This window comes from Nocardia jiangsuensis, from assembly GCF_042650385.1.
Taxonomy (GTDB): Bacteria; Actinomycetota; Actinomycetes; order Mycobacteriales; family Mycobacteriaceae; genus Nocardia; species Nocardia jiangsuensis.
In genome coordinates this window covers 98296-120722 of the sequence record NZ_JBHSAX010000013.1, presented here as the reverse complement: position 1 = coordinate 120722, position 22427 = coordinate 98296, and the positions used below count along the sequence as shown (strand labels likewise).

General features: G+C 74.3%; 13 protein-coding genes. 3 read left to right on the top strand and 10 right to left on the bottom strand.

Annotation, left to right across the window (positions count from 1 at the left end; all coding sequences use genetic code 11):
- Positions 1 to 47: 47 nt before the first annotated feature.
- The 6 genes from ACFO0B_RS12125 to ACFO0B_RS12100 all read right to left on the bottom strand — a co-directional run bounded on the left by ACFO0B_RS12125 (position 48) and on the right by ACFO0B_RS12100 (position 16588).
- A complete protein-coding gene (locus ACFO0B_RS12125) occupies positions 48 to 854 on the bottom strand; it encodes an ABC transporter permease (RefSeq protein WP_378612495.1) in 807 nt (268 codons plus the stop codon).
- Entirely contained in the window at positions 854 to 1681 is an 828-nt protein-coding gene (locus ACFO0B_RS12120; RefSeq protein WP_378612494.1) for an antibiotic transporter, read from the bottom strand. Before ACFO0B_RS12120 ends, ACFO0B_RS12125 begins: the two co-directional genes overlap by 1 nt.
- A complete protein-coding gene (locus tag ACFO0B_RS12115) occupies positions 1678 to 2637 on the bottom strand; it encodes an ATP-binding cassette domain-containing protein (RefSeq protein WP_378612493.1) in 960 nt (319 codons plus the stop codon). The genes ACFO0B_RS12120 and ACFO0B_RS12115 overlap by 4 nt, the downstream gene beginning before the upstream one ends.
- A complete protein-coding gene (locus ACFO0B_RS12110; RefSeq protein WP_378612492.1) occupies positions 2634 to 15554 on the bottom strand; it encodes an amino acid adenylation domain-containing protein in 12921 nt (4306 codons plus the stop codon). Before ACFO0B_RS12110 ends, ACFO0B_RS12115 begins: the two co-directional genes overlap by 4 nt.
- A gap of 42 nt (positions 15555 to 15596) precedes the next feature.
- On the bottom strand, positions 15597 to 15998 hold the full coding sequence (locus ACFO0B_RS12105; protein ID WP_378612491.1) for an AMP-binding protein: 402 nt from the start codon (positions 15996 to 15998) through the stop codon (positions 15597 to 15599).
- A 170-nt stretch (positions 15999 to 16168) separates the two neighbouring features.
- Positions 16169 to 16588 (bottom strand): DoxX family protein, encoded by a 420-nt coding sequence (locus ACFO0B_RS12100; protein WP_378612867.1) that lies wholly within the window; start codon positions 16586 to 16588, stop codon positions 16169 to 16171.
- Positions 16589 to 16707: 119 nt separating this feature from the next.
- Here ACFO0B_RS12100 and ACFO0B_RS12095 point away from each other — a divergent pair, with 119 nt between their 5' ends.
- From ACFO0B_RS12095 to ACFO0B_RS12085, 3 genes are all read left to right on the top strand, one after another.
- On the top strand, positions 16708 to 17367 hold the full coding sequence (locus ACFO0B_RS12095; RefSeq protein ID WP_378612490.1) for a TetR/AcrR family transcriptional regulator: 660 nt from the start codon (positions 16708 to 16710) through the stop codon (positions 17365 to 17367).
- 10 nt (positions 17368 to 17377) lie between these two features.
- Positions 17378 to 18196 (top strand): mycofactocin-coupled SDR family oxidoreductase, encoded by an 819-nt coding sequence (locus tag ACFO0B_RS12090; RefSeq protein ID WP_378612489.1) that lies wholly within the window; start codon positions 17378 to 17380, stop codon positions 18194 to 18196.
- 112 nt (positions 18197 to 18308) lie between these two features.
- Positions 18309 to 18455, top strand: a complete 147-nt coding sequence (locus tag ACFO0B_RS12085; protein WP_378612488.1) for a hypothetical protein — start codon at positions 18309 to 18311, stop codon at positions 18453 to 18455.
- A 244-nt stretch (positions 18456 to 18699) separates the two neighbouring features.
- Here the strand turns inward: ACFO0B_RS12085 and ACFO0B_RS12080 are convergent, their stop codons facing one another.
- From ACFO0B_RS12080 to ACFO0B_RS12065, 4 genes are read right to left on the bottom strand one after another with little or no spacing between them, the layout of a single operon-like run.
- Positions 18700 to 21015, bottom strand: a complete 2316-nt coding sequence (locus tag ACFO0B_RS12080) for a SpoIIE family protein phosphatase (RefSeq protein ID WP_378612487.1) — start codon at positions 21013 to 21015, stop codon at positions 18700 to 18702.
- Positions 21012 to 21644 (bottom strand): SpoIIE family protein phosphatase, encoded by a 633-nt coding sequence (locus ACFO0B_RS12075; protein ID WP_378612486.1) that lies wholly within the window; start codon positions 21642 to 21644, stop codon positions 21012 to 21014. Before ACFO0B_RS12075 ends, ACFO0B_RS12080 begins: the two co-directional genes overlap by 4 nt.
- A complete protein-coding gene (locus ACFO0B_RS12070; protein WP_378612866.1) occupies positions 21637 to 22050 on the bottom strand; it encodes an ATP-binding protein in 414 nt (137 codons plus the stop codon). Before ACFO0B_RS12070 ends, ACFO0B_RS12075 begins: the two co-directional genes overlap by 8 nt.
- Positions 22040 to 22426, bottom strand: coding sequence for an STAS domain-containing protein (locus ACFO0B_RS12065; protein WP_378612485.1), 387 nt, complete (start codon positions 22424 to 22426; stop codon positions 22040 to 22042). Before ACFO0B_RS12065 ends, ACFO0B_RS12070 begins: the two co-directional genes overlap by 11 nt.
- Position 22427 lies beyond the last annotated feature (1 nt).

The following is a 22427-nucleotide window of genomic DNA, read 5'->3' as shown; positions in this document are numbered from 1 at the left end:
CGGGATCTCGCTGTGCCCGGCCCCGGGGCCGCCGCGGATCGAGCCGCTCAGCACCTGCTCGCCCGGCGGTACCCGATCGCCGCAGGCACCGAGAAGACCACGATCGCGCCGAGCGACCACGCCACGGTCAGCGTCAGCGGCCGGGCCAGCGCACCGCCCTCGGCGAGTGCGCGCATGGTGTCCACCGCGGCGGAGAGCGGCTGGTTGCGCACCACCGGCTGGATCCACTGCGGGTACGCGGCCAGCGGGACGAAGCCGGTGCTGAAGAACATCATCAGCGAGGTGACGATGGTGATCCCCTCCACCAGCGTGGATTTCGCGGTGAAGACCGCGACCGCGGTGACCAGGGTGGCGAAGGCGAGTCCGAAGAGCACCGGGACGCCGAAGAAGGCCAGCGACGGCAGCAGCCCGCGCTGGAACCGGAAGCCGAGCAGGTACCCGACCGCGACGATGGCCACCGTGCCCGCCAGAATGCGGCAGCCCTCGGCCAGGATCCGGGAGGCGATCCCGGAGCCGCGGTGCACCGGGAGCACCCAGAACCGGGCCAGCAGCCCGGCGTCGCGCTCCCGGCCGAGCAGGATGCCGCCCGCCACCGCCCCGGAGAGCGCGCCGACGACGGCGACCAGCGGCACCGAGCCGAAGAGCGCCTCGCTGCCGGTGAAGCGGCGGATCTGCCCGCCGATCACGGTGTCGAGCATGACCAGCAGCAGGCACGGGACGATCAGCGTCTCCAGCAGCGACACCGGGTTGCGGACCCAGCGCATCAGCAGCCGCCGGGTCTGGATCAGGGTGTGCGCGCCGAAGGCGAACAGCGAGGACTCGGCGACGGGCGCCGGGGTCGCGGTGGGAATCATCAGGCCCTCCTGCGGCTCAGCCGGACGGAAAGGGGGACGCAGAGCGCGACGATGCCGAGCGCCCAGGCCAGCGGCGGCGCCAGCAGTGACCAGGTGACGGCGCCCGCGTTCGGCAGCGAGTCGCCGGCCAGCGCGCGCAGCGCGGCCGCCCACTGCGAGACCGGCTGGTTGCGCACGAAGGGCTGCACCCAGCCGGGGAACTGCGCCGCGGGGGCCAGCCCGGTGGAGAGCATGCCGAAGATCAGCGGCGGCAGCACCAGCGCCTGCGCGGTCGCCTCCGGGCTGCGCGACGCGGTGCCGATGACGTCCGCGCCCAGGCACAGCGCGACCCCGATGAGCAGCGAGAAGAGCAGGAAGCCCGCGGTGTCGGCCGCGCCGGTGTAGAACCGGAAGCCGATCACGTGCCCGCACACCACCGCCGTGAGCATCGCCACCACCAGCCGGAACACGTTGCCGGACATGCGCGCCGCCGCGGGCACCAGCGGGCCGACCGGCATCGAGCCCCAGCGCCGGTTCAGCCCGGAGACCGCGTCGGAGGCGGCCCGGAACGCCGCCGAGACGGCGGTGAACGCGGCCGCCTGCAGGATCACCAGCGGCATCAGGTACTGCGCGTAGCTGCTGAAACCGGTTCCGGCGAAGGTCATGATGGTCTTCAACGGGATGTAGAAGCTGGCCGTGAAGGTGACCGGCGCCAGCACCGAGGTGATCACCTCGCCGGAGCGCAGCGCCGGGGCGACCAGCCGGGCGGTGAGCACCCACCACTGCTGTGCCCGCCGCGGCGCCGCGCCCGCGCGCGCCAGCCAGGCGGCGCCGGTCGCGGCGGTCACGCGGTCACCTCGACGGAGGTGGCGAGGTGGCCGGTGAGCTGCAGGAAGACATCGTCGAGCGAGGGGCGGCGGAGCGCGATGTCGACCAGCTCGACCCCGGCGCCGTCCAGCCTGCGCAGCGCCTCGGCCAGCGTCTTGGCGCCGTCCGGGGCCGGGATGGCGATCCGGTCGGCGTCCGGGCCCGGGTAGCGGTCCTCGGGCAGCAGCGTGCCGAGCGCGCGGGCGACCGCGGGCAGGTCGGCGGTGCTCAGCGGGACGATCTCGCAGTAGCTGCCGCCGGTGCGCGACTTGAGCTGATCGGCGGTGCCCTCGGCGATCACCCGGCCCTGGTCGATGACGATGATGCGGTCGCTGAGCGCGTCCGCCTCCTCCAGGTACTGGGTGGTGAGCAGGGTGGTGATCCCGGCCTTCTTGAAGCCGGCGACCAGGTCCCACACCCCCTGCCTGCTGCGCGGATCGAGCCCGGTGGTCGGCTCGTCCAGGAACACCACCTCCGGCCGCACCACCAGCCCGCAGGCGATGTCGATGCGCCTGCGCATGCCGCCGGAGTAGGTGCCGACCGGCCGGCCGGCGGCACGCTCCAGGCCGAACTCGCCGATCAGCTCGTCCGCGCGCAGCCGCGCCGCGCGCTTGCGCAGCCCCATCAACCGGCCGAACATGACCAGGTTCTGGTGCCCGCTGAGCATGTCGTCGAGCGCGGCGTACTGGCCGGTGAGCATGATCGAGCGGCGCACCGCGGCCGGGTCGGCGACCACGTCGTGCCCGGCCACCAGCGCGCGGCCGCGGTCCGGCTCGATCAGGGTGGAGAGGATGTTGACGGTGGTGGTCTTGCCCGCGCCGTTCGGCCCGAGGATGCCGAGCACCTCGCCGGGCTCGGCGTGGAAGTCGATGCCGCGCAGTGCTCGTACGGAACCGAACGACTTCTCGATTCCGCTGACGACGACGCCGTGGGTCATCGCTGGCCTCCCAGGTGGTGATCGAGCACGCGCGCCACGATGGCGAGCGCGTGCGGTGCGGTGAGTTCGTCGTGGGTGACCGCGACGTCGTGGTTGGTGATGGCGCCGGTGACGTAGGGCCGCCAGTTCTCGGCGCCGAAGATCTCCGAGCTGTCGACGGTGGCGGAGACGTACACGATGTCGCCGTCGAACACCGGGCGCCGGTAGCCGGTCCTGGTGTGCGCGGAGGCATTGTGCGAGCCGGCCAGCCGCTCCAGCGTCCCGGCGTCGATCAGCGCGATGCCGAGCCGCTCCCTGATGTGCTCGGCGGCCTGCTCCGCGGTGGCGTCGGCGGGGACGTCGTCGATGCCGAAGACCGAACCGAAGGCGTTCACGAACGCGCCCGGGGTGAGCGGCTCGAAGCTGTCGCCGTCGAGATCGGCGGTGTCGGCGTCGAGCAGCGTGACCACGCCGAGCTCGGCGCCCTGCTCGCGCAGCTTCGTCGCCACGTGGTGTGCGATGAGCCCGCCGAACGACCAGCCGAGCAGGTGGTACGGCCCCTCCGGCTGCAGCGCGCGGATCTCCCTGGCGTAGCGGTCGGCGAACTCCTCGATGGAGCGCGCCGACGGCTCGCGCCCGCTCAGATCCGGCGCCTGCAGCCCGTAGATCGGGCGGCCCGGCGCCAGCAGGTCGGCGAGGCCGAGGTAGGTCCAGGCCATGCCGGAGGAGGGGTGCACGCAGAACAGCGCGGGCTCGGTGCCGTCGGTCCGGATCGGAAGCACCACGTCCAGGCCGAGTCCGGAGCCGACGGGGGCCGGTGCGGTCTCGGTGAACGCGCGGGCCGCGTCGGAGCCGGCGAAACGGGCGGCCGCGGCGAGGGTGTCCAGCCAGAGATCGGCCAGCCGGGCCGCGAAGGGCTCGTCGAGCAGCTCGCCGGGGTAGCCGACGGTGATCTGCAGCCGGTCGCGGACGACGAGGGCATTGATGTCGATCACCGACTGCAGCGGCACGTCCGGGTGCTCGCCGGCATGCAGGTCACCGAGCGCGTCGGTGGGCAGCCAGCCCAGCCCGTCCAGCCCGGCCGGGATGTCGGCGGCGGCGTAGCGGCCCAGGTAGTTCACGCTGACCTGGCCGGGCAGCCCGGCCGGGAGCTGCGCCGCGGTCTCCGCGTTCAGGTAGCGCAGCAGCCCGAAACCGATTCCCCTGTCGGGGATGTCGCGCAGCTGCCGTGCGGTGGCGCGGATGGCGGCGCCCATGGCGGGGCCGCCGGCGAGTGCCTCGGCGAGGTCGATCCCGGTGAGGTCGAGCCGCGCCGGGTAGAGGCTGGTGAACCAGCCGACGGTGCGGGAGAGGTCGGCGCCAGGGATCACCTCCTCCTGCCTGCCGTGCCCCTCCAGCCGGAGCAGCACCGGGTCGGTGCCGCCGCGCAGCCGCAGCAGGGTGAGCGCGAGCGTGGCGAGCAGCGCGTCCTCCACGCCGCCGCCGAAGATGCCGGGCAGCGTGGTGAGCAGTGCGGCGGTGACCTCGGCGGTGGCCTCGCGGTCGAGCAGCCGCAGGGTGCGGGTGGTGTCGATCGCGGGATCGAGCGGGCGGCGGGCGAGCAGCGGGTCCGGGGTGGCGGCGACCGCCTGCCAGTGCCCGAGCTCGGCGGTGCGGTGCGCGCTGTGCGCCTCCTCGGTGAGCGCGGTGGCCCAGCGCCGCACCGAGGTCCCGGTCTCGGCGAGCACCGGGGTGGCACCCGCCGAGACCTGCGCCCAGGCGCCGATCAGGTCCGGGATCAGGATGCGCCAGGAGACGCCGTCGATGACGAGGTGGTGCGCGACGATGATCAGCCGGCCGGTGCCGGACTCCGGGTCGAGCCAGACGAACTGCAGCACGGTGCCTGCTCCCGGGTCGAGCCGGTCCAGCGCCGCGTCCAGCTCGCTCGCCGCGTGCTCGCGGAGCTCGATCGGGTCGGTGGTGCTGTGGCGCACCCGGTGCAGCAGTCCGTCCACCCGGACCGAGCCGGGCTCGGCGACCAGCACCCGCGGCTCGCCGTGCGCGACCAGCCTGGCACGCAGCATGTCGTGCCGGTCGAGCACCGCGGCGAGCGTGGCCACGATGCCCGCCCGGTCGATTCCGGCGGGCAGGTCGAGCACGGCGGTCTGCGCGAAGCGGCGGTGGTCGCCGCCGCGCTCCAGCATGTAGTGGCCGATCGGCGGCAGCGGGAACTCGCCGACCCCGCCGCCGGGCAGCTCGTCCAGCACCACCGCGGGCCCGCTCGCGTCCGCGGCGGCGGCCAGCGCGGCCACCGTGCGGTGCTCGAAGACTTGCAGCGGCGTGCAGGTGACGCCGTGCTGCTTGGCCCGCGACACCAGCTGGATGGCGAGGATGCTGTCGCCGCCGAGCGCGAAGAAGGAGTCGTCGGCGCCGGCCCGGTCCAGTCCGAGCAGCTCGGCGTAGACCTCGGCCAGGATCTTCTCGGTCGGTGTCGCCGGTTCCCGATATCCGGCGCGCTCGGTGCTGAACTCCGGTGCGGGCAGCGCCTTCCGGTCCAGCTTGCCGACGGCGGTGAGCGGCAGCTCGTCGAGGACGACGAAGGCGGCGGGCACCATGTAGCCGGGCAGCGTCTCCGCCGCGGCGGCGCGCACCCGCGCGGTGTCCAGCTCGGCGCCGGGGGAGCGCACCAGGTAGGCGGCGAGCGCGGTGCCGCCGGGGCCTGGCACGCCGAGCGTCACCGCCGAGCGCACGCCGTCGATGCGGCCGAGCACGGCGTCGATCTCGCCGAGCTCGATGCGCTGACCGCGCACTTTGACCTGGAAGTCGGTGCGGCCGATGTACTCCAGCCGCAGCCCGGCGCCCGCGCGGGTCAAGCGCACCAGGTCGCCGGTGCGGTACGCGCGCCGCCCCGGCGCGAACGGGTGCGCGACGAAGCGGGCGGCGCTGAGCCCGGGGCGGCCGGGGTAGCCGCGCGCCAGCGCGGGTCCGGCCAGGTACAGCTCGCCCGCGACGCCGACCGGTACCGGCCGCAGCCGGTCGTCGAGGACCAGGACCGACGCCCCGCGGATCGGGGAGCCGATGGTCACCGGCTCGCCCGCGGTGAGCGGCGCGGAGGCCGTCGCCCAGATGGTGCTCTCGGTCGGGCCGTACAGGTTCACCAGGTCGCGCCCGGCCGCCCAGCGCGCCACCAGCTCCGGCCCGACGGCCTCGCCGGCGACGGCGAGCACCCGCACGCCGGGCACCGCGGCCGGGTCGATGGTGGCCAGCGCCGACGGCGTGATGACCAGGTGGCTCACCGCCTCGGCGGCGATCAGCTCGGCCAGCGCGGCACCGCCGAACACCTCCGGCGGCGACACCACCGCGGCGGCGCCGTGGCCGAAGGCCATGAGCGCCTCGAAGATCGAGGCGTCGAAGCTCGGCGAGGCGACCTGCAGCACCCGGGCGGTCTCGTCCAGGCCGAGCAGCTCGCGCTGCGCGGCGACCAGGTCGGCGATACCGCGGTGCGCGACCGCGACGCCCTTGGGGGTGCCGGTGGAGCCGGAGGTGTAGATCAGCCAGGCGATGTCGTCCGGGTGCACGGCGGGCAGCGCGGCCTCCGGCCGGTCGCCGAGGTCGTCGAGGACCAGCCAGTCGACGGTGTCCGGCAGGAGGTCCCGGTACGCGGCGAGGGTGATGCCGGTGCGGGCGCCGGAATCGGTGAGCATGTGTGCGATCCGCTCGGCCGGGTGCTTCGGATCCACCGGCAGGAAGGCGGCGCCGGCCAGCGCGGCCGCCCACACCCCGGTGAGCAGCGCGGCGCCGCGCGGCAGCCCGAGCGCCACCACCGAGTCGGTGTTCGCGCCGCGCAGCAGCCGGGCCAGCCGGGTGCCGCGCTCGGCCAGCTCGCGGTAGGTGAGCGTGGCGCCGTCGGCGATCACGGCCGGGCGGTCCGGGTGGCGGTCGGCGGTGCCGGAGAGGAGCGCGGGAAGTGTTGTCGTTCGCACGGTCTCCGGGCCGGCGACGGTGGCCAGCTCGCTGCGCTCGGCCGCGTCGAGCAGGTCGATATCGCCGATCCGGACGCCGGGTGCGGCGGTGACCGTGCTCAGGATGCGCTGCCAGCGCCGGATCAGGGCGCGGGCGGTCGGCTCGTCGAAGAGGTCGGTGGCGTAGGTGAGGACACCGGTCAGCCCGTCCGCGTGTTCCCGCAGGTCGACGGTGAGGTCGAACTGCGAGGAGCCGCGGTCGAAGTCCTCCACCTCGACCCGGAGGCCGGGCAGCTCCAGCACCGGCGCCACGTAGTTCTGCAGGCTCAGCGTGACCTGGAAGAGCGGGTGGTGCGCGGTCGAGCGGGCCGGGTCGAGCACCTGCACCAGCCGCTCGAAGGGGACGTCGGCGTGCGCGAAGGCATCCAGGTCGATGCCGCGCACGGTGGCCAGGAACTCGCCGAAGGTGGCGGCGGGGTCGACGGGGGTGCGCAGGGCGAGGGTGTTCACGAACATGCCGACCAGGTCGTCGAGGGCACGGTCGCCGCGGCCGGCCACCGGGGTGCCGATCACGACGTCGGCGGTGCCGCCGAGCCGCGCGGTGAGCACCGCGAGCGCCGCGTGCGCCACCATGAACAGGCTGGCGCCGTGCGCGGCTGCCAGCTCGCGCAGCGCGCCTGCCAGCGCCGGGTCCAGGGTGAAGTCCAGGTCGGCGCTGCGCAGCGACTGCACCGCTGGGCGCGGGCGGTCGGCGGGCAGCTCGACCACGTCCGGTGCGCCGGTCAGCGCGTCGGTCCAGAACCTGACCTGGCGCGCCGCGACCGAATCCGGGTCGGACTCGGTGCCGAGCAGCTCCCGGTGCCACAGCGCGAAGTCCGCGTACTGCACCGGCAGCGGCGGCGCCGTCGCGGCGCTCCCGGCGGTGTGCCCGGCGTAGGCGGTGACCAGGTCGGCGGCGAGCGGGGCCATGGAGGCGCCGTCGGCGCTGATGTGGTGCACGACGAGCAGTACCACGTGCGTCTCCGGCGCGAGCCGGAAGACGGTGGCGCGCAGCGGCGTCTGCTCGGCCAGATCGAAGCCGACGGCCGCCGCGGCGGTGATCTCGGCGCGCAGCGCGGCGGGCGCCACGTCGCGCAGCGCGACCTCGGGGGTGGCGTCGGCGGCGTCGAGCACCACCTGGCGGGCGCCCTCGGCGTCCTGCGGGTAGACGGTGCGCAGGCTCTCGTGCCTGGCGACGACGGTACCGAAGGCGGCGCGCAGCGCGGCGGTGTCCAGCGCGCCGGTGAGCCGCAGCGCGACCGCGATGTTGTAGCCGGGCGAGCCGGGATCCATCCGGTTCAGCACCCACATGCGCTGCTGCGCGGGGGAGAGCGGGATCCGGTCCGGCCGCACCCGCGCGGCGAGCGCGCGCCCGCCGCCTGCCTCGGCGGTGGGCACCACCCGCGCCGCGAGCTGCGCGACGGTCGGGGCGTCGAAGAGGTCGCGCAGCGCGATCCGCGCGCCGAGCGCCGCGTTCACCCGCGCCACCACCTTGGTGGCGCTCAGCGAGTTGCCGCCCAGCTCGAAGAAGGACTGGTCGGCGCTGACCCGCTCGGCCTCCAGCACCTCGGCGAAGACGGCGGCCACCGCCTCCTCGACCGGGGTGCGCGGCGCCAGGTACGGACGGGCGTCGGTGAAGTCCGGGATCGGCAGCGCGGCCCGGTCCAGCTTGCCGACCGGGGTGAGCGGGATCGCGTCCAGCACCACCACGTACGCGGGCACCATGTACCCCGGCAGCACCGCCGCCACCCGCTCGCGCAGCAGCTCGACGTCGAGCGGAACGCCCGCGGCGGGCAGCACGTACGACACCAGCACGGTCGCCCCGGCCGGCCCGGCGCGGCCGACGGTGACCGCGTACTCCACCCGCTCGTCCCCGGCGAGCACCGCGTCGATCTCGCCGAGCTCGATCCGCAGCCCGCGGATCTTCACCTGGAAATCGCTGCGGCCCAGGTACTCCAGCTCGTGCCGCTCGGTCCAGCGCACCATGTCGCCGGTGCGGTACATGCGGCTGCCCGGCTCGCCGTACGGGTCGGCGACGAACCGCGCCGCGGTCATCCCGAACCGGTTGAAGTAGCCGCGGGCCAGCGCGGGCCCGGCCAGGTACAGCTCGCCCGGTACGCCGATCGGAACCGGGCGCAGCCAGCCGTCCAGCACCACCGCCGCGGCGCCGCGGATCGGCCCGCCGATGGTGATCCGCTCGCCCGCGACCAGCTCGGCCGGGCCGGTGGCCCAGATGCTGAACTCGGTGGGGCCGTACTCGTTCACCATGCGCCTGCCCGGCGCCCAGCGCTCCAGCAGCTCGGGGGTCGCGGCCTCGCCCGCGACGACGAGCACCCGCAGCTCCTCCAGCCCGGCCGGCTCCATGGTGGCCAGCGCGGACGGGGTGATCACCGCGTGCGTCACCCGCTCGGCGCGGAGCAGCTCGGCCAGCGCCGCGCCGCCGTAGACCTCCGGTGGCGAGACCACCAGCCGCCCGCCGGAGGCGTGCGCGCTGAGCAGCTCGTACACCGAGGCGTCGAAGCTCGGCGAGGCCACCTGCAGCGCGCTGGTCGCCGGGTCGTGGCCGAGCGTTTCCCGCTGGTACGCGACGATGTTCGCGATGCCGCGGTGGCTGAGCAGCACCGCCTTCGGCTTGCCGGTCGAGCCCGAGGTGTAGATCAGGTAGGCGGTCTGGTCCGGGAAGATCGGCCCGCCGCGCTCGGCGTCGGTGATCGGGTCGGCGGAGACCGTCATCACCCGGCGGATGGTGTTCAGGTCGTCCAGCAGCAGCCAGTCGATGGTGCTCGGCAGCGTCTCGCCGGTCGCGGTGACGGTGACGCCGATCGGGGCCTTCGAGTCGGTGATCATGTGCTCGATCCGCTCCACCGGGTGGTTCGGGTCCAGCGGGGCGAAGGCGGCGCCGGTCTTGGCCAGCGCCCAGACCGCGACCACCGACTCCAGCGAGCGGGTCAGCGCCAGGATCACGAACACCTCGCGGCCGATGCCGCGGCGCAGCAGCATCCGCGCGAACCGATTGGACCAGGTGTCGAGCTCGCGGTAGGTCATGCTCAGGTCGCCCGCGCGCACCGCGATCGCATCGGGGTCGAGCGCGGCGCCCGCGGTGAGCAGCTCGGGCAGGGTGCGCGGGGGGACCCCCGCGGGGCCGCGTACCGGGGCCAGCGCGGCCAGTTCGGTGTCGTCGCAGGTGCGCAGGTGGGCGAGCGGGGCGTCCGGCCGCGCGGCGAGCCGGTCGGTGATCCGGACGAAGCGCTCCAGCAGCGGCCGCGCGGCATCGGGGGCGAGGTGCCCGGTGAGGTACTTGAGCGTGACCTCGAGGGTGTCGCCGTCGTCGCCGCGCTGCGGGATCACCATGAGGTTGAGCGGGTACGGGGTGGCGTCGGTGCCCGCCACGTCGAGCACCCGCATCCCGGCGATGTCCAGCGCCTGCGAGAGCGCCGCCCGGTCGATCGGGTAGGACTCGAAGACGGTGAGCGTGTCGAAGAGCTCGGCCAGCCCGACCGCCTCGTGGATGGCGGCCAGCCCGACGTGCTGGTGATCCAGCAGCCGCGCCTGCTCGGCCTGCACCCGGGCCAGCAGCGCGGCCGCGCTCTCGGCCGGGTCCAGCCGGACCCGCACCGGCAGCGTGTTGATGAAGAGCCCGATCATCTCCTCGACGCCGGCCAGCTCCGGCGGCCGCCCGGAGACCGTGCCGCCGAAGACCACGTCGGTGCGGCCGGTCAGCATGGCGAGCAGCAGCGCCCAGCCCGCCTGCACCAGGGTGTTCACCGTGGCGCCCGCGGCGCGGGCCGTGCTCTCCCAGCGCGCGACGGTCGCGCGCGGCAGCTCCAGCGTGACCGCGCCGGTCTCGGTGGTCTCGATCCCGGCCAGGCTCGGCAGCGCCCTGGTCGGGGTGTCGATGCCCGCCAGCGACTCGGTCCAGGCGGCGAGCGAGGCGGCGTCGTCGCGCTCGGCCAGCCAGGCGAGGAACTCGCGGTAGGAGTGCGCGGGCGGGAGCGCGGCGGCGTCGCCCGCGGTGACGTAGAGCGTGAGCAGCTCGCGGACCAGCAACGGCGTCGACCAGCCGTCGAGCACCAGGTGGTGGTTGGTGAGGATCAGCCGGTAGGTGTCGCCGGGCAGCCGGACCAGGGTGAAGCGGACCAGCGGCGGGCGGGTCAGCTCGAAGCGGGTGCGGGCGTCGACGGCGACGATCCGGTCCAGCTCGCGCTGCCTGGCCTCGGGGTCGGCCACCGCGCCCAGGTCGAGCTCGCGCCAGCCCACCTCGGCGGCGGCGACGACGAGCTGCCGCGGCCCGTCCGCGGTCTCCACGAAGGCAACCCGCAGGTTCTCGTGCCGGTCGATCACCGCCTGCGCGGCGGCGTGCAGCCGGGCCGCGTCGACGGTGCCCGCCAGGGTGAGCAGCGACTGCACGGTGTAGCCGTCGGCGGTGTCGGTGTCGTAGACGGCGTGGAAGAGCAGCCCGTACTGCAGCGGCGAGAGCGGCCAGACGTCGGTGAGCGCGGGATATTCGCGCTCCCAGCTCTCGATCTGCGGCTGGTCGAGCGTAAGCAGCGGGAAGTCGGACGGCGTCCGCCCGCCGGTCTCCGCGGCGGCGAGCGCGCGCAGCGCCGCCTCCCACAGCGCGGCCAGCTCGGCGACCTCGGCGGCGGTGAGCAGCCGGGCGGCGTAGGCCCAGGTGACCTCCAGTCCGGCCGCGGTGCGCACCGCGTTGATGTCGAGCGCGGCGGCCAGCGGCGCGCGGTCGTCCTGGGTGGCGGCGAACCGGCGCGGCAGCCAGGGGCCGCTGCCGTCGGTGTCGGCCCGGCCCAGGTAGTTCATGCTGATCTGCGGCTCGGGGTGCCCGGCGAGCGCGGGTGCGGTCGCCGGGTTCAGGTAGCGCAGCATGCCGTAACCGATGCCCCTGTCCGGCACCGCGCGCAGCTGCTCCTTGACGGCCTTGAGCGCCGCGCCCGGGTCGGCGGGGTCGATGCCGGTCAGGTCGATCGCGGCCGGGTGCACGGTGGTGAACCAGCCGACCGTGCGGGTGATGTCGGCGCCGGGCAGGATCGATTCGGCGCGGCCGTGGCCCTCCAGGGTGACGACCGCCGTGCGGCGATCCCGCCAGCGCGTGATCGCCAGGGCGAGCGCGGCGAGCAGCACGTCGTCGGGGCCGCAGTGGAACCGCTCGGCGGTGGCGCCGAGCGCGGCGTCGGCGAGCGCGGGCGCGACGACGGTGTGCTCCCGCGCCATGGTGCCGACCACGTCCAGCGCGGGGTCGAAGGGCGCGGAGCCGATCGGCGGGTCGTCGGTGGCGGCGATGCGCTGCCAGACCGGCAGCTCGGCAGCCCTGCCTGCGGCGTGTTCGCGCTGGCCGTGCGCCCAGCGCCGGAACGAGGTGCCGACCGGGGCGAGCGTGCCGCCGAGCGCGGCGGTGGCGAGGTCGGGGAGCAGGATGCGCCAGGAGACGCCGTCGGTGACCAGGTGGTGCAGCACCAGCCAGGCCAGCGGCTCGTCCCGCTCGACCACGACCACCCGGACGACGACGCCGCGCTCCGGATCCAGCCGGTCGGCGGCGGCGTCCAGCGCGGCGTCGGGATCGGTCTCGCCGGGCACGGTCTCGATCAGGTCGCGGGCGTCGACCGCGCCGGGAGCGGCGACATCCCAGGTCCAGCCGTCGGTGTCCGGGTCCCGGCGCAGGGTCGAGCGCAGCAGGTCGTGGTGGTCGAGCAGGGTCCGCAGCGCGGGCGCCAGGTCGGTGCCCGCGGGCAGCCCGATCAGCACCGCCTGGCCGAAGCGCCGCCAGTGGCCGCCCTCGAGCATGGCGTGCACGATCGGGGTCGGCTCGACCGGACCCGTTCCGCCGCCGGGCAGTTCGCGCACCGCGACCGCGGTGACGTCGGTGGCGACGGCGGCCAGCGCGGCCACGGTCTTGCGCTCGAACACGTCGCGGGCGCCGAAGCCGAGCCCGGCCGCCTTGGCCCGCGACACCAGCTGGATGGAGACGATGCTGTCGCCGCCGAGTGCGAAGAAGCTCTCGTCCACCCCGACCGACTCGAGCCCGAGCACCTCGGCGAAGAGCCGGGCCAGCAGCTCCTCCCGCGGTGTCGACGGCGCCCGGCCGGTGCGCGCGCCCGCGCCGAAATCGGGCGCGGGCAGCGCCTTCCGGTCCACCTTGCCGAGCGGAGTCAGCGGGACGCGGTCGAGCAGCAGCACCACCGACGGCACCATGTACGCGGGCAGCGACTCCCCGGCGGCCGCCTTCAGCGCCTCCGGATGCGGCGCGGTGCCCGGCCGCGGCAGCACGTAGGAGACCAGCGCGGTCGCCCCGGACGGGGTCTCGGCCCCGACGGTGAGCGCGAACTCGACCTCGGGATGCCGGTGCAGCGCCGCGTCGATCTCGCCCAGCTCGATCCGGAAGCCGCGCACCTTCACCTGGAAGTCGCCGCGGCCCAGGTACTCCAGCTCGAAGCGCTCGGTCCAGCGCACCAGGTCGCCGGTGCGGTACATGCGCTCGCCCGCGGCGTACGGATTCGCCACGAAGCGGGCGGCGGTGAGCCCGGTGCGGCGGTGGTAGCCGCGCGCCAGCCCCGGCCCGGCCAGGTACAGCTCGCCGGTGGTGCCCGCGGGCACCGGGCGCAGCCAGGGGTCGAGCACCACCGCGGCCACCCCCGGCTGCGGGGTGCCGATGGTGACCGGGGCGTCCGGCCCGAGCGGCCCGGTGAGCGTCGCGGTGACCGTGGTCTCGGTGGGGCCGTAGCCGTTCAGCAGGGCGCGGCCGGCCCAGCGGGTCACCAGCTCGGGCGGGCAGGCGTCGCCGCCGACCACGACGGTGCGCAGTGCGGGCAGCGCGGCGGGGTCGAGCGAGCCGACCACGGTCGGGGTGACGTTCAGATGTGTCACGCCGTGGCCGCGCAGCACCGAGGCCAGCTCCTCGCCCGCGTAGGCCGACGGCGGGACGACGGCGAGCGTGGCGCCGCGCGCCAGCGTCACCAGGATCTCCTCCACCGAGATGTCGAAGCTCGGCGAGACCGCGTGGGCGACGACCGAGTCGGCGGTGACCCCGAAGCCGTCGCCGGAGCCGGTGACCAGCCCGGCCAGGCCGCGGTGCGGCACCACGACGCCCTTGGGCAGCCCGGTGGAGCCCGAGGTGTAGATGACGTAGGCGGCCTGGTCCGGATGCACCCGGACGGCGGGCGGCTCGGTGCTGTGCCCGGCGATCCGGGCCGCGGTGGCGGGATCGTCCAGCACCAGCCAGTCGATCCGGCCGGGCAGCGCGGCGGCGACCGTCACGCCGGTCACCACGCCGCTGTCGGAGAGCATGTGCTCGATCCGGTCGGCCGGGTAGGTGGGGTCGATCGGGACGAAGGCGGCACCCGTGCGCGCCACCGCGAGGGTAGCGAGCACGGAGTCGACGGAGCGCGGGATCGACACCGCGACGGCGTGTTCCGGCCCGGCCCCGCGGGCGACGAGCTCGCGGGCCAGCTGCGCGGTGCGGGCGTCCAGCTCGGCGTAGGTGAGCGAAGTGCCGTCCCCGGTGAGCGCGACGGCACTCCGGTCCAGATCGATCCCGGCGGAGATGATCTCGGGCAGCGTCTGCACGACGGGGCCGGGGGTACCGCGCCGCGGTGCCAGCTCCGCGCGCTCGGCAGCGGTGAGCACGGTGAGCCCGGCCAGCGGAGCCTCCGGCCCGGCGGCCAGGAAGCGGTGCAGGAAGAGCAGGAAGCGGCGGTGCTGCGCGGCCAGCTCGGCCGCGCTGTAGAGGTTGGCGTTGCCCTGGAAGTCGATGTGCGTGCTCTCGCCGCCGACGCCGGGGTAGAGGTTGACGAAGAGGTCGTCGATCAGCCCGGAGGTGAGCACGTGCAGCCGCCCGGTCACGGCGCCGAGCCGGATCCTGGTGTCGACCATCATGAGGTTCACCGACGGGCCGAAGGAGACCGCCTCGTCCATGGCACGGCCCAGGTCGCGGAAGATGTCCTCCTGGCGGTAGCGCTGGCGGCGCAGCGCACCGGTCAGCTCGCCCTGCGCGGCCCGGATCACGGCGCCCACCGTGGTCGCCGGGCCCACCGCGAGCCGCAGCGGAACCACATTGGCGATCATCCCGCCGGAGCGGCGCAGGCTCGCCTTCGTGCGCGCCGAGACCGGCAGCGAGAGCACCACCTCCGGCGCGCCGGTCATGGCGGCCAGGTAGGCGCCGAAGGCGGCGACCATGGTCGGGGCGGCACCGGAGTTCACCGCCGCCGCCACCGAATCCAGCAGCGCGGCCGTTGCTTCCGGCAGCGCGCCGGAGACGAGCCTCGGGTGGCCGTCCACCGCGGCGACCCGCCCGGCCAGGCTCACCGGGTCGGCCATCCCGGCCAGGTGCTCCAGCCAGTACTCGCGGTCGGTCTCGAAGCGGCCGGACGCGCGGTAGGCGCGGTCCGCGGCGACGATCGTGCGCAGGTCGTCGGCCTTGGCGGCGGGCGGCTCGACGCCGTCCACCGCCGCGTTGTACAGCTCGCCGGTGCGCTGCACCATGGCCAGCGCGCCCATGCCGTCCAGTACGAGGTGGTGGATGCGCGAGTACCAGTACCAGCGGTCTTCGGCGATCCGCAGCACCGCGACGTGCACCAGCCGGTCGGTGGCGGGATCGAGCGGCGCCCGGTACTCGGCCCGCATCCACGCCTGCGCCGCCGCCTCCGGGTCCGGCTCGGCGCGCAGGTCGAGCAGCTCCAAGCTGTCGTCCAGGGTCGGGTCGACCAGCTGGTACGGCCTGCCGTCGGCCTCCCCGATCCGCAGGTAGCCGGTGCCGAACTCGCGGCCGGCCCGGCGCGCCGCGCGCTCCAGCTCGGCGACGTCCACGGCACCGTTCAGCTCGACGTACTGCGCGATGGAGATGGGCGTCGCGCCGGCGATGTGCTGCGCGAACCAGATCCCGAGCTGCGCCGCGGAGAGCTCGAACGAGCCGTCGGGGGCGCGAGTGACCGGGGGAGTGAGCTGCTGCATGGAGACGTCCTTCGACCCGCGACCGCGGGAGTGCGAGCGGGTTCAGGCGGAGCGGTCGGCCACGGTGATCGTGGAATCCGACCCGACCAGGTAGCGGCGCAGCGTGGACGGCTCGTCCAGGATCAGCCAGTGCACGTCGTCGGTGAGCGTCGTCCGGCGCGCCCGATGGGTGATCCCGAGCGCGGTGCCCGCGGGCAGCACGCCGTCCCCGACCGGCAGCGGAATCCCGCGCACCTTGGCGATCGCGCGCTCGGCCACGGCGGCCTCGACCGGGGAATCGATGGCGATGGCGATCACCGCACCCGCCTTCGCCCCCATCCCGAGCAGCATCCGGGCCAGCCGGTTGGACCAGCGGTGCAGCTCTTCGGCGGTCAGGTCGGTATCGGGGCCGGAGACGACGACGGTGTTCCGGTCGGCGGGGTGCCGGGGCGCGGTGGAAGGCATGAGGGGGTCCTTCGGATCGGGTGTACGAGGGGTACCTCGAATACTCCGCCCGCGGCGGCCGTCCCGATATGACCCCAGCGAGTGTGTGTGCACCTCCGAGGGGTTGCGAATCCCCACCCTTGGTGGGGCGATCCGGCGGTGGCCGCCCGTCGAACGGCCACCGCCGCGCCTCAGTCGACCCTGACCCCGCGCCTGCGCATGATGTAGTGATCGGCGGCGGCCCGGCCCGCGTGCGAGAGCCCCACCGCGAGCAGCCCGGCGATCAGGGCGAGCGGGAGCTCGTAGCCCCCGTCGCTGTTCCAGAAGCCGCTGTCCCAGTGCGCGTACCAGATGGCGCCGAGCATGTTCAGGATGAGCAGCAGCGAGACGATCGGCAGCAGCAGGCCGATGATCAGGAAGATCCCGCCGAGGAGTTCGACCCAGGTGGAGTACTGCGCGGCGATCCCCGGCGCGGGGATCCCCATGGCATCGAACCCCTTCTCCACGTTGGAGATTCCGTTCGTGTGCAGCTTCTGCCAGCCGTGCATGACGAAGATGAAGCCGAGGATCAGGCGGGCCAGGAAGAGCGCCGCGTCGCGTGAGCCGTACATGTCGGTCCTTCCGTCGCTGATAGCCACTCGGCATGACAATATCGCGCCGGGGCTCGCACGGCGATGGTCGACAAATTACGCCAGCTGACTTAATCTCGCGGACGAACGATCGGAGCGAGATGGCACGGCAGAGCGAGGTGGCCCGCGGCGCGCTGATGGACGCCGCCGAGGAGCTGTACGGCCGGGACGGCATCGACCAGGTGTCCAACCGGCGCATCGCCGAGCGCGCGGGCCATGCCAACCACTCTGCGGTCGCCTACCACTTCGGCGACCGGGACGGCCTGATCGCCGCCATGCTCGACCGCTACACCGAGCAGGCCGAGCCGTCACGCGCGGAGATGCTCGCCGCGCTCGGCCCCGATCCGACGCTGGTCGAGCTGCTGCGCTGCCTGGTGCTGCCCGCGGTCCGCAGCCTGCTCGACCGGCCTGCGCCCTGCTGGCGTGCCCGCTTCCTGAACCAGGTGCGCGCGACCCCGTCCACCGCGGCGCTGCTGGAGCGCCCGGTCGCCGGGACATCCGCCACCGCCGCCATCATGGCCGCCACCGGGGAGCGGCTGCGCCACGTGGATCAGCCGGTGCTGAACGGCCGCGGCTGGATGCTCACCGGGATGGTCTTCGAGGTCTGCGCCGCCTACGAGGCCGAGGTGGCGGCGGGCGAGCGGGAACCCGACTCCGCCGCGCTCGGCTGCTTCCTCACCGACGCCGCGGCCGGCCTGCTCGCCGCCCCCGTCACCGCTCCCGGCGGCTTCGCCCCGGACCCCACGCTCATCCATCTCTGAGAGGACCCCCATGACCGGACGTGTAGCAGGCAAGGTCGCGCTGATCACCGGCGCGGCGCGCGGACAGGGCCGGGCGCACGCCGTGCGCCTCGCCGAGGAGGGCGCTGCCGTCATCGCCGTCGACCTCGCCGGCCCGCTGCCCGGCGTGCCCTACGACTCGCCGACCCCCGACGACCTGGACGAGACCGTCCGCCTGGTCGAGAAGGCGGGCGGGCGGATCGTCGCGAGCATCGCCGACGTCCGCGACATCGACGCCCTGCGCGCCGCCACCGACGCCGGGGTCGCCGAGCTGGGCAGGCTCGACATCGTGATCGCCAACGCGGGCATCTGCATCCCGAACGCCTGGGACGCCATCAGCCCGCAGGAGTTCCGCGACGTCATCGACACCAACGTGGTCGGCGTCTGGAACACCGTCACCGTCACCGCCCCGCACCTGATCGCGGGTGGCCGCGGCGGCTCGATCGCGCTGATCAGCTCCTACGCCGGGGTCAAGATGCAGCCGTTCATGGTGCACTACACCGCGAGCAAGCACGCCGTCACCGGCATGGCCCGCGCCTTCGCCGCCGAGCTCGGCAAGCACGAGATCCGGGTCAACTCGGTGCACCCGGGCGGGGTGAACACGCCGATGGGCTCGGGCAACATGCAGGCCGCCATCGCCGCCGCCGGCGAGACGAATCCGCTGCTCGGGAACATGGGCACCCCGTTCCTGCCGCGCTGGGCCGCCACCGCCGAGGAGATCGCCGATGCAGTGCTCTTCCTGGTCAGCGACGAATCGAAGTACATCACCTCGATCCCGCTCTCGATCGACGGCGGGGCCTCGCACTACTGAGCGCACTCCGGACGATTCCGCGCGCGGAAAAGGGGCCCGTCGTGGGAGAATAGTGTCGGCGGGTTGGGTAATGCTGTGCCCGATCGCCCTGTTTCGCCCGAAGGAGTCCGTCGTGAGCAATATCGATCAGGCCCCGCTCTTCAGCCATGTCGAGGCCGTAGTCGCCACCGGCACGGCCCCCGAGACCGCCGTTCCGCTGCCGGTGTTCAGCAGCGGTGAGCGTGCTGTCGCCCGCGAGGACGGGCGCCCCGGGCGGTAGCCGGGCAAGGGTCTCGCGCAGCGCGCCCGAAACGGAATCTCCCCGCGCGGGCGGCCGTTCCGCATCGGTACGAAGATCGGGATCAACTCCTTCCTGACCGACGGGGGATCGGCCCGCTCGAACCGGGGCGGACGCTCGAAGAGCGCGGTTTCGAATCGCTGTTCTCCGTGGAGCATTCGCACATCCCGCTGAGCGGGGAGACGGCCCACCCGGCCCCGGCCGACCCGGCGGTGCTCGACGCCCGCTACGCGGGCTGACCGGCGCTGCGGATCGGGTTCGCGGTGGGGAAGGTGATGGCGGGCAGCGTGACCCACATGCGCACCCGCGTCCCCTCCTCGGTGTGCTCGATCTCCACGTCCTCGGTGAGCGCCTTCATCATCTCGATGCCGCGGCCGCGGTAGCCGGGGTCGGCGGCGCGCGGCTTCCAGTCGCCGTCGTCGCGGACCACGATCACCACGGTCTCGGTGTCGCACTCGGCGGAGAGCACCACCCGTCCGGGACGTTTGTGCAGGTAGGCGTGCTCGACGCTGTTGCTGCAGGCCTCGTTGGCGGCGGCGACCAGGTCGGCGGCCAGGTCGTGCGGCACCGCGGCGGCGGCGAACCACGCCTTGAGCGTGCGGCGCAGCACCGTGAGCTGCTCGGCGGCGGCGGGTACGTCGAGCAGCAGCGGGGCGGGCGGCTGCCGGTAGACCACCATGGCGACGTCGTCGTCGTACCCGGCGGCCGGGCGCAGCCTGCTCAGCACCGCGTCCGCGACCTCGCGCGGCAGCCGCCCCGGCGTCCCGGCCAGCACGTCGGCGATCTGCGCGAAGCTGTCGTCGATGTCGACGCCCCTGCGCTCCACCAGACCGTCGGTGAAGAGCACCAGCGTGGCGCCGGGCGGCAGCGCGGTGCTCGCCTCCGGCCTGCGCGGCGTGTCGAAGGTGGCCAGCGGCACCGCGCGCCCGCCCTCCAGCAGCCGCCCGACCTCGCCGACATCGGCCAGGATCGGCGGCATGTGCCCGGCGCTGCTGTACCGGACGACACCGCGCACCGGGTCGAGCACCGCCGCGCAGACCGTGGTGCACATGGCGCCGGGAATCCGCGCCGCCACCGCGTCCAGCTCGGCCAGCAGCTGTGCCGGACCCGCTCCGCGCAGCAGCAGCGCCCGCGCGGCCGTGCGCAGCTGGCCCATCACCACCGCGGCGGAGAGGCCGCGGCCGACGCAGTCGCCGACGACGACGCCGATGGTGCCGTCGCGCAGCGGCACCACGTCGTACCAGTCGCCGCCGATCTCCAGCGGCGGCAGCGCAGGCTCGTAGTGCACCGAGAAGCGCGGCGGCAGCTCGATCGGGCCGAGCATGGCCCGCTGCAGCGTGAGCGAGGTGGCGCGGGCCTGGTCGAAGTTGCGGGCCCGCTGCATCGCCAGGCTCAGGTGCCCGATGAGCAGCGAGAAGAGCGTGCGGTCGGCGGCGGCCACCGCGCGCGGGGCGGCGAAGCGCAGCCAGAGCGCGGCGTCACCGGTCTCGCCGAGCGGGGCGACGATGCCCGCGGCGCTGTCCAGGCCGTCCGGCAGCACCTGCAGCGAGCGCGGCGAGCGGCGCCGCGCCCGCTCCAGCAGCGCCCTGGTGGCCGGGTCCGGCCCGTCCGGGACCGCGCGCGCCGGGACGTCGGCGAACTCGTCCTCGTCCGGGCGGTCCGGGCCGGAGGTGTAGATCTCCGGCTCCGCGGTGCGCGCGGGCCAGACCGCGACGACGGCCGCGGCGGCGCCCGCGGTGCGGCGCAGCTCGTCCAGCCCGACGGCGAGCACCTCGGCGACGCTGGTGGCCGCGCCGACCGCGGTGGCCAGCCGGGAGGCGGCCTGGTCGCGGGCCTGCGCGTCGTGCTCGGCGGTGACGTCGCGGATGGTCCCGACGAAGATGCGCTCGTCGTTCTCCGGCTTCACCAGTGAGCTGGTGCTCACCGCGAGCCAGACCTTGCGGCCGTCGCGGTGCTGCACCGGCATCACCCAGCGCAGCGATTCGGAGCCGAGGTCCGGGTAGCGCGGGGTGTTCGGCGGCGACCACGGGTGCGGCAGCGCGAACGGGACGTCGCCGGGGCCGTACCCGGTGAGCGCGCCGAACGCCGAGTTCACCTCGACGATGGTGCCGTCCGCCTCGGCCACGAAGAAGCCGTCCTGCAGCGACTCCACCAGCGCGGTGCGGAAGGCATCGCGCCCGGCCAGATCGTCGGCGCGGGTGCGCTGCTGTTCGTAGGCCTTGGTGCCGTCCAGGTAGCCGCGGGTGGCGATGTCGAGCGCGGCCAGCGTCTGCAGCAGGAACTCCAGCGCGTTCTCCGCGATCCGCTGGTCCTGCGCCGCGGGCGAGCGCTGCGCGGCCTGCACCACCCGGTAGTGGTTCTCGGTGAGGTCGAGCAGGCTGATCCGCTCGACCAGGGCCCGCCTGCCCAGCTCGTACCCCTCGCCGAGCCCGCCCTGCTCCGGCGCGGTCAGGTGCCTGCGCAGCACCGCCGCGTAGTCGTCGAGGAAGGCGGTGAGCACCGCACCGGCGTCGTCGGCTCGCTCTCCGGCGTCCATCGTCATGCCGCCGGGTCGGTGGCGCCGCGGTGCCGCGCCGCGAGGACGAGGGCGTCGTCGGTGGTCTTGGCGTAGGTCTCCAGGATGGCCGCGGTGATCTCGGCGGTGGAGCGGGCCAGGTCGATCGCGCCGTCGGACTCGGCGAGGATGCCGTCGGTGGACATCAGCAGCAGGTCGCCCGGGCGCACCGCGATGCTCTGCGGCTGCAGCGTCGGCGGCAGCCGGTAGCCGACGATCCCCGCGGTGAGCAGCATGGTCGCGCGCACCGCGATCCCCGCCGGGCCCGCGGTCAGCACCCGCGACTCCACATTGCCGACCCCGAGCCAGTGCACCGACTGGTCCGCGCCGAACGAGGCGAGCGAGACCGCGGCGCCCCTGGTGTCCGACATCGCCCGGTGGCACAGCACCAGCAGCACGTCCAGCGGCTCGGAGCGGTTCTCCGCCAGCACCTGCGCCGCGCGGTCCGCCGCCTCGGCGGCGCCGCGGCCGTGCCCGAGCCCGTCCAGCACCCCGAAGAGCACCCGGCCGCCCCCGGCGTCGAGCACGACGCCGCGGTCACCGGAGGTCTCCTGACCGGGGTGCGCCCGGCCGGCGACCGCCCACTCGACCCGGTCGACGAAACCGTGGTCAAACATTCTCCGGCACCCACTTCCACATCTCGATGAGGGTGCCCTGCCCCGGATTCGAGTCGATGGTGAGCCGGTCCATGAGCCTGCGCGCGCCGGGCAGCCCGAGCCCGAGCCCGCGGCCGGTGGAGTAGCCGTCCTCCAGCGCCCTGGTGATGTCGCGGATGCCCGGCCCCTGGTCCTCGGCCTGCACGATGAGCGCGCGCCTGCCTTCGCGCTCGTCGACCAGCAGCCGGACCTCGCCGGTGCCCGCGTAACTGGTGATGTTGCGGGCGATCTCGGAGATGGCGGTGGAGATCATCGTGCGGTCGGTGAGCGAGAAGCCGAGCTCGGCCGCGAGCTCGCGGCCGGCCTGTCGCGCGATCACGATGTCACCGGACACCTTGACCAGGATCACGTGGCTCTCAGCGGCCACTGTCACGGCCGTCTCGATGGCGCCGGGAGGTTTTCGTGTTCAGCCAGGCGAGACCCTCTTCGAGGTCGAGCGCGGTGTGCATGTCCTCGAAGGTCAACCCGAGCTGCACCATGGCGAACGCGACCTCGGGCTGCAGCCCGACGATCACCGTCTCGGCCCCCCGCAGCTGCGTCATGTGCGCGATGGTACGCAGCGAGCGTGCGGCGAACGAATCCATGATGTCGATCGCGGTGACGTCCACGATGATGCCGGTCGCCCGGTATTTGCTGACCTGTCGCATCAGGTCGTCCTGCAGCCGTTCGGTGTCGGCGTCGGTGAGCGCGGACTGCACCGACGCGATCAGATAGGTGCCCTGTTTGAGAATCGGAACCGGCATC

Coding starts and splice junctions, on each gene's coding strand:
- ACFO0B_RS12125 (WP_378612495.1), bottom strand. CDS start 854: ATGATTCCCACCGCGACCCCGGCGCCCGTCGCCGAGTCCTCGCTGTTC.
- ACFO0B_RS12115 (WP_378612493.1), bottom strand. CDS start 2,637: ATGACCCACGGCGTCGTCGTCAGCGGAATCGAGAAGTCGTTCGGTTCC.
- ACFO0B_RS12110 (WP_378612492.1), bottom strand. CDS start 15,554: ATGCAGCAGCTCACTCCCCCGGTCACTCGCGCCCCCGACGGCTCGTTC.
- ACFO0B_RS12105 (WP_378612491.1), bottom strand. CDS start 15,998: ATGCCTTCCACCGCGCCCCGGCACCCCGCCGACCGGAACACCGTCGTC.
- ACFO0B_RS12100 (WP_378612867.1), bottom strand. CDS start 16,588: ATGTACGGCTCACGCGACGCGGCGCTCTTCCTGGCCCGCCTGATCCTC.
- ACFO0B_RS12095 (WP_378612490.1), top strand. CDS start 16,708: ATGGCACGGCAGAGCGAGGTGGCCCGCGGCGCGCTGATGGACGCCGCC.
- ACFO0B_RS12090 (WP_378612489.1), top strand. CDS start 17,378: ATGACCGGACGTGTAGCAGGCAAGGTCGCGCTGATCACCGGCGCGGCG.
- ACFO0B_RS12080 (WP_378612487.1), bottom strand. CDS start 21,015: ATGACGATGGACGCCGGAGAGCGAGCCGACGACGCCGGTGCGGTGCTC.
- ACFO0B_RS12075 (WP_378612486.1), bottom strand. CDS start 21,644: ATGTTTGACCACGGTTTCGTCGACCGGGTCGAGTGGGCGGTCGCCGGC.
- ACFO0B_RS12065 (WP_378612485.1), bottom strand. CDS start 22,426: ATGCCGGTTCCGATTCTCAAACAGGGCACCTATCTGATCGCGTCGGTG.